Origin of the sequence: Streptomyces hygroscopicus subsp. hygroscopicus (genome assembly GCF_001553455.1) — a bacterium.
In the GTDB taxonomy this organism is placed as follows: Bacteria; Actinomycetota; Actinomycetes; order Streptomycetales; family Streptomycetaceae; genus Streptomyces; species Streptomyces hygroscopicus.
The window spans coordinates 1-4,807 of sequence record NZ_BBOX01000597.1 but is presented as its reverse complement, the minus strand read 5'-3'; the positions used below and the strand labels follow the sequence as shown (position 1 = coordinate 4,807).

Annotated in this window: 3 protein-coding genes, 1 tRNA gene and 3 pseudogenes; 3 read left to right on the top strand and 4 right to left on the bottom strand. The window is 67.5% G+C overall.

What is annotated here, in order from left to right; translation table 11 throughout:
* Positions 1-336: pseudogene (locus tag AXW62_RS39155) on the top strand (hypothetical protein); the annotation flags it as partial.
* Between the two features lie 75 nt (positions 337-411).
* A tRNA-Ala gene (locus AXW62_RS39150) sits at positions 412-485 on the top strand.
* Between the two features lie 166 nt (positions 486-651).
* Here AXW62_RS39150 and AXW62_RS46865 read toward each other — a convergent pair.
* Both AXW62_RS46865 and AXW62_RS47560 read right to left on the bottom strand, forming a co-directional pair.
* Positions 652-909, bottom strand: a pseudogene (locus tag AXW62_RS46865) (tyrosine-type recombinase/integrase); the annotation flags it as partial.
* A gap of 167 nt (positions 910-1,076) precedes the next feature.
* On the bottom strand, positions 1,077-1,364 hold the full coding sequence (locus AXW62_RS47560; protein ID WP_060948507.1) for a DUF6415 family natural product biosynthesis protein: 288 nt from the start codon (positions 1,362-1,364) through the stop codon (positions 1,077-1,079).
* Positions 1,365-1,406: 42 nt separating this feature from the next.
* On the opposite strand from AXW62_RS47560, the pseudogene AXW62_RS39135 reads away from it, so the two are divergent.
* Positions 1,407-1,958, top strand: a pseudogene (locus AXW62_RS39135) (NsdA family TPR-like regulatory protein); the annotation flags it as partial.
* Here AXW62_RS39135 and AXW62_RS39130 read toward each other — a convergent pair.
* Positions 1,939-2,598, bottom strand: a complete 660-nt coding sequence (locus tag AXW62_RS39130; protein WP_060948510.1) for an HAD family hydrolase — start codon at positions 2,596-2,598, stop codon at positions 1,939-1,941. The pseudogene AXW62_RS39135 and the gene AXW62_RS39130 sit on opposite strands and share 20 nt — an antisense overlap.
* A gap of 397 nt (positions 2,599-2,995) precedes the next feature.
* Complete coding sequence (locus tag AXW62_RS42145; RefSeq protein ID WP_252368897.1) at positions 2,996-4,147, bottom strand: ice-binding family protein; 1,152 nt, start codon at positions 4,145-4,147, stop codon at positions 2,996-2,998.
* Positions 4,148-4,807 lie beyond the last annotated feature (660 nt).

Here is a 4,807-nt window from a genome sequence, read left to right as displayed (position 1 = left end):
CTGGTCGAGCAGACCGATCACGCGGAATGGGTGGACCAGGAGCGTGAGCGCGAGCGGGGCCCGGCCGCCGGGGAGGGCTGGGAGCCGGTGCCCGTCCCGCTGCCCACCTACGTCACGGCGCCCGTCGCCCCGCGCGCCACCGGCAGCGTCGATCTGGCCGCCCCCGACGCCTGGAGCTCCGCCCGCTCCAGCACCGTCGATCCCACCTCCGCCCAGGACCCCGCCCCGGCCCCGGACCCGGTCACCGCCCCACCCCGCGGCGCCCGCGACCGCGGCCGCACCCCCCTCTTCGACCAGTACGCCGACGAGGACCGGCCGCGTGCTGCCAACGAGTGACGGGCCCTTCACTGACCAGCGGCGAACGGATTACCAAGCAGCCCGGAGGGGATGCTAGAGTTTCACTCGTCGCAAGGGCCTGTGGCGCAGACTGGTAGCGCACCTCGTTCGCATCGAGGGGGTCAGGGGTTCAAATCCCCTCAGGTCCACGCACATCAGAGCCCCCACCGGGGATACCCGGCGGGGGCTTTCTGGTGCCGTGCCGTGCCGTACGGCAGCGAGGTACAGCAAGTACTTCCGATCTTGCTGACCCACGTGCTTGCCGAGTCTCCGCAGGGCCTTACGGGTGGCCTCGGACGGGACGTGGGTGTGGATCTCCATGGGCACCGCGATCTTGCGGTGCCCGAAGATCTGCATCGCGACGCGCGGGTGCACGTCGAGTGCGGCGAGCAGCGACGTACAGGTGTGGCGTGTGTCATGCGGCCGGATCCGGCGGATACCGGCCCTGACGGACCGATCGGCGAACGAGCGGTTGAGGTTGCGGGGCTCGATCGGGGTCCCGTAGCGGGTGCTGAACACGAAGTCCGAGGCCGTCCACAGCTCTCCCGCCGCTTGCTTGGCCGCTTCCTGCATCTTCCTGCGCACTCGGAGAGCGGTGATACAGATCTCGGGCAGCGGCAGGATGGCCGTTGAGGCTTCGGTCTTGGTCTCGTCATGCACCAGGCACCATGCCCAGGAGGTGTGAGGGCGGGAGCTGCGGGTCCTTCCCCATGGGCAGCAGCTCCCGCCCGGTCTCTAGATCACCGATCGCGCCCGTGGGCGAGGCCGGAGTTGTCGAGCAGGAACTGACACGTGTAGCCCAGACTTCGAACGTGCCAGTCGGCCGACTGCAAGCCGCTGCCCAGCCCTTGGGTCACCTCGTGCGGGATCGTGTTCAACCTGCTGCGCTTGGTGTACCAAGCCACGGTGCCCCGGTTAAGACGGTCAACCTGCCTCTCTGCCAAAGGCATCAGTGTCTGAATGTGCCCCAGCAACGCTTTGTGCAGGTCACGCAGTTCTTCGTACGGCGGCAGCACCGTCCGTTGCATTAAAGCGTTGACGATCGCAGCCTCGATCTCCTCGATGTCCAGCTCGCCGCCCGCACCTACGCCCGCAGGGGCAACGCCCCCGCACTGATGCTCGCGTGGCTTGACGCCGTCGAGGCCGAATGCCTGACGCGGTGCGACGACACCCGCACGGCGCTGCGCCTGATCGGCCACGCCGAAGACGTGCTGGCCGAAGGCGATACGGATGAGCCTTGCCCGGTGTGGATGGACTGGTTCACCCCTGTCCGCCTCGCCGCGTTCAAGGGCAACACACAGCTGATCGCCGGACACACAGCACAAGCTCGAGCCACGCTGCTCGCAGTACTCGACAACCTGCCCGCCGATGATGGCAAGCAGCGAACGATCATCATGGGCGACTTGGCGGCCGTGGAGGCCGCGGCCGGTAAGCCGGAAGAAGCCTGCCGATGGGCCAATGAAACACTCGATCAGCTCAGCATGACCTGGTACGCCGTCGGCATGGACCGCATCCGCGATGTCCGCAAGCGGCTCCATGCCTGGCGGAACGAACCATGGGTCCGCAACCTGGATGACCGGATGTACGGCTGGGGAACGACCGTCAGCGCTCTCCAGCGCTGAGACTGGCGACCAGCTCCGGCAGCTCGGCGAGGCTGTGAACGCGGAAGGTCGGCGTCTCGACGGCGTCCGGGGTATCCCACTGGATCGTGGCCCACGGCCCGCGCCGGATCAGCGCCGTCTTCATGCCCACCTTCGCCGCCGGGCGGATGTCGTTGTCCATCCGGTCACCCACGTAAAGGATCTCCTCGGCCGAGCAGGGGGCCGCGTCCGCCACGTGGGAGAAGAACGCCGGATCGGGCTTGGACACGCCCCAGTCGTCGGACGTGGCGATGAAATCGGCCGGGAGGTCGAGCGAACGCAGTATGCGCCCGGCCCGTACGGTCTGGTTGCCCGCGATACCCACCCACAGACCAGCGTCCCGCAGCGCCGTCAGCGTCGGACGGACGTCCGCGTACAGATCACTGTCGTCGAAGTGCTCCGGCTGACCTGCCTGGGCCCGCTTCTCCCGCTCTTCGTACAGATCGAAGCCGGGCCGGAAGACCTGGAACGTCTCGCGGTAGTCCCGACCCTGAGCGATCACGGCACCGAACATCGCCGCGAACGTGTGCCGGGGCACCCCCAGCCAGTCCGCCCATGTGCCGTACTCGCGCGTCTCGTCTACCAGGCATTCACCGACATCAAAAGCCACAGCTCGGATCATGAGGAGCAGCGTAGGACAATCGGAGCCGTGCTTGATGAGGGAGCTCACCGCTCTCTCCGCCCCCGGGCTGGGGCCAACCGCAACCGGGGCACGGCAAGCTCCTGATAGCTGTGATCAGAGCCGCGAGAGATCCAAGCAGTGTTGCCGTTGCCAGAAACCAGGCAGCACAGGGGAGTTCTGCCCCGGACTCAGGGGTGGTTTGGACGATCTCCCCATGCACCACACCCAGCGTTCGGGGGCATCGCTGGGCCCCCGGATGGTGTGTCCGGGGGCCCAGGCCGTCGAACGGCAGACAGGGACGGTGCACTGGGCGGTGGCATCTGCGAAGGCTTAATGCCGTCGTCTCTCCGCTCCTTGCACTTCACTCCTTACGATGAGGGAATCGGGATTCTCGCGACTAGCACGTCCGATGAGCCCGCACTGCCGCGCTCCTGAAGAGGGCACAATCGTCGTCGTGGCTTTCGTACAGCGGCGGCGGCCCATCGCAGTCGCTGTCGTGGTCCTTGTCGTGGTCCTTGTCGTGGTCCTTGTCGTGGTTCTGGTCGTGGCCGTGGCCATGGCCGCCGTGGTCGCCCGGAGTGCAGGGGATTCCAGGACCACCCGGTCCGGGAGGCCCGGCAGGTCCGGGAGGTCCGGGAGGTCCGGGAGGTCCGGCCGGACCCGTGGGCCCGGCTTGGCCTGTCGGCCCAGGGGCTCCTGGCGGTCCTGCGGGTCCCGCTGCTCCAGTGGGGCCAGGGGCTCCAGGCGCTCCTGCCGGTCCTGCCGGTCCTGCGGGTCCCGCTGCTCCAGGCGCTCCGGGGGCTCCAGGCGCTCCGGGGGCTCCAGGGGCGCCAGGCGCACCGGGTGCGCCGGGTGCGCCGGGTGCGCCGGGCGGACCGGGCGGGCCAGGCGGGCCAGGCGGACCAACGGCGCAGGCTGCCCTTGTAATGACGTTGTTGTCCAGCGTGACCGCGCCATTACGCGCGAGGGCCCGGCCTTCGATGACTGCGCCGGTCTGCACCGTGATGGACGTCAGGGCCAGGATGTTGCCCTTGAAGAAGGAATTGGTTCCCAGCGTGGCGGAGCTGCCCACCTGCCAGAACACATTGCATGCCTGGGCTCCGTTGACGAGCAGAACGTTGCTTGCTGATGCTGTGGTCAGAGTCGAGGCCATCTGGATGATGAAGACGGCGTTAGGGTCGCCCTGGGCGTCGAGAGTGAGTGTGCCGGTGAGCCCCAGCGACGACGATGACGTGTAGACGCCGGGTGTCAGCGTTGATCCGCCGAGATCGCCTGAGACGGAGGCTCCGGGGCCCCTGCTGGCCGCGTCGTTGTAGGCGACAACGAGGTCGGACTTCGCCTGCGCGGCGGCGGCGTCGGCTGCGTGAATCGTCCCGTTGACGATTCCGGGCGGAAAGCCCGTCACCGCAGAGCCCGGGCTCACCCCCAGGTCGCCGTTGATGACTGAGGGGCCCGTATTGGTAACCGTTGAACCGGCCAGGACCGCGTAACTGGTGGCGGTACCCAGTTGCACGGGAGCTTCTGCGGCGCTCGCGGAGCTCCCGTGCATGGTGACCGCCGCCAGCAATGCCACTCCGGGGAGCAGGGCGAGGGCCCGCTTGATGCGAATGCGTTTACGTTCTCTGCCTGGTGGGGCGGACCGCATGGTGTCCACTGCCATGGCATGACCCTTCTTCTCGTGGTTGAGCTCAGTCGTCCCGGCAGGGGACTCCGAGCGCGCTCGTGAGTTCTGGTCAGGCGAGAGCCGCCCCCTGCGCGCGTTGATGTCTGCGGGCGCCGCCCCAAGCAGGGGTCCGCAATCCGGCTGTCCACGGCAGGCGGTGACGTACCGTTACTCACTTAAGCGAACCAATAGCATCATAAGAATGAAAAAGCGCCAAAGAACTGAAAGGGTGAATTAAGTGGGCAATAAGAGCAATTCATCCATTCGCTCTGGCGTGCCGCCGGGCAGATAGGGGCGAGGCATCGACGGGCTGATCACTGCATCGGCGTGACGAGCACCTAATGCGGTGGCCAGCGGTGTACAGCAGGGGGGTACAGCAACCACCGCGACCACCATCGATCGACACGGCCCCAGCCGGCCCGCTGACCAGCCCGGCAGACCTCGGCGACCGCCCCGCCCGTAGTTCGCTTCGAGGGGGTCAGGGGTGCAAACCCCATCAGGTCCATGCACATCAGAGCCCCCGCCGGGGAACTTGAGTTCTAGTGG

What these genes read in the sequence shown, in the direction of transcription:
- AXW62_RS39130 (WP_060948510.1), bottom strand. Translation starts at nt 2,598, where the DNA reads ATGATCCGAGCTGTGGCTTTTGATGTCGGTGAATGCCTGGTAGACGAG.
- AXW62_RS47560 (WP_060948507.1), bottom strand. Translation starts at nt 1,364, where the DNA reads ATGCAACGGACGGTGCTGCCGCCGTACGAAGAACTGCGTGACCTGCAC.
- AXW62_RS42145 (WP_252368897.1), bottom strand. Translation starts at nt 4,147, where the DNA reads ATGCACGGGAGCTCCGCGAGCGCCGCAGAAGCTCCCGTGCAACTGGGT.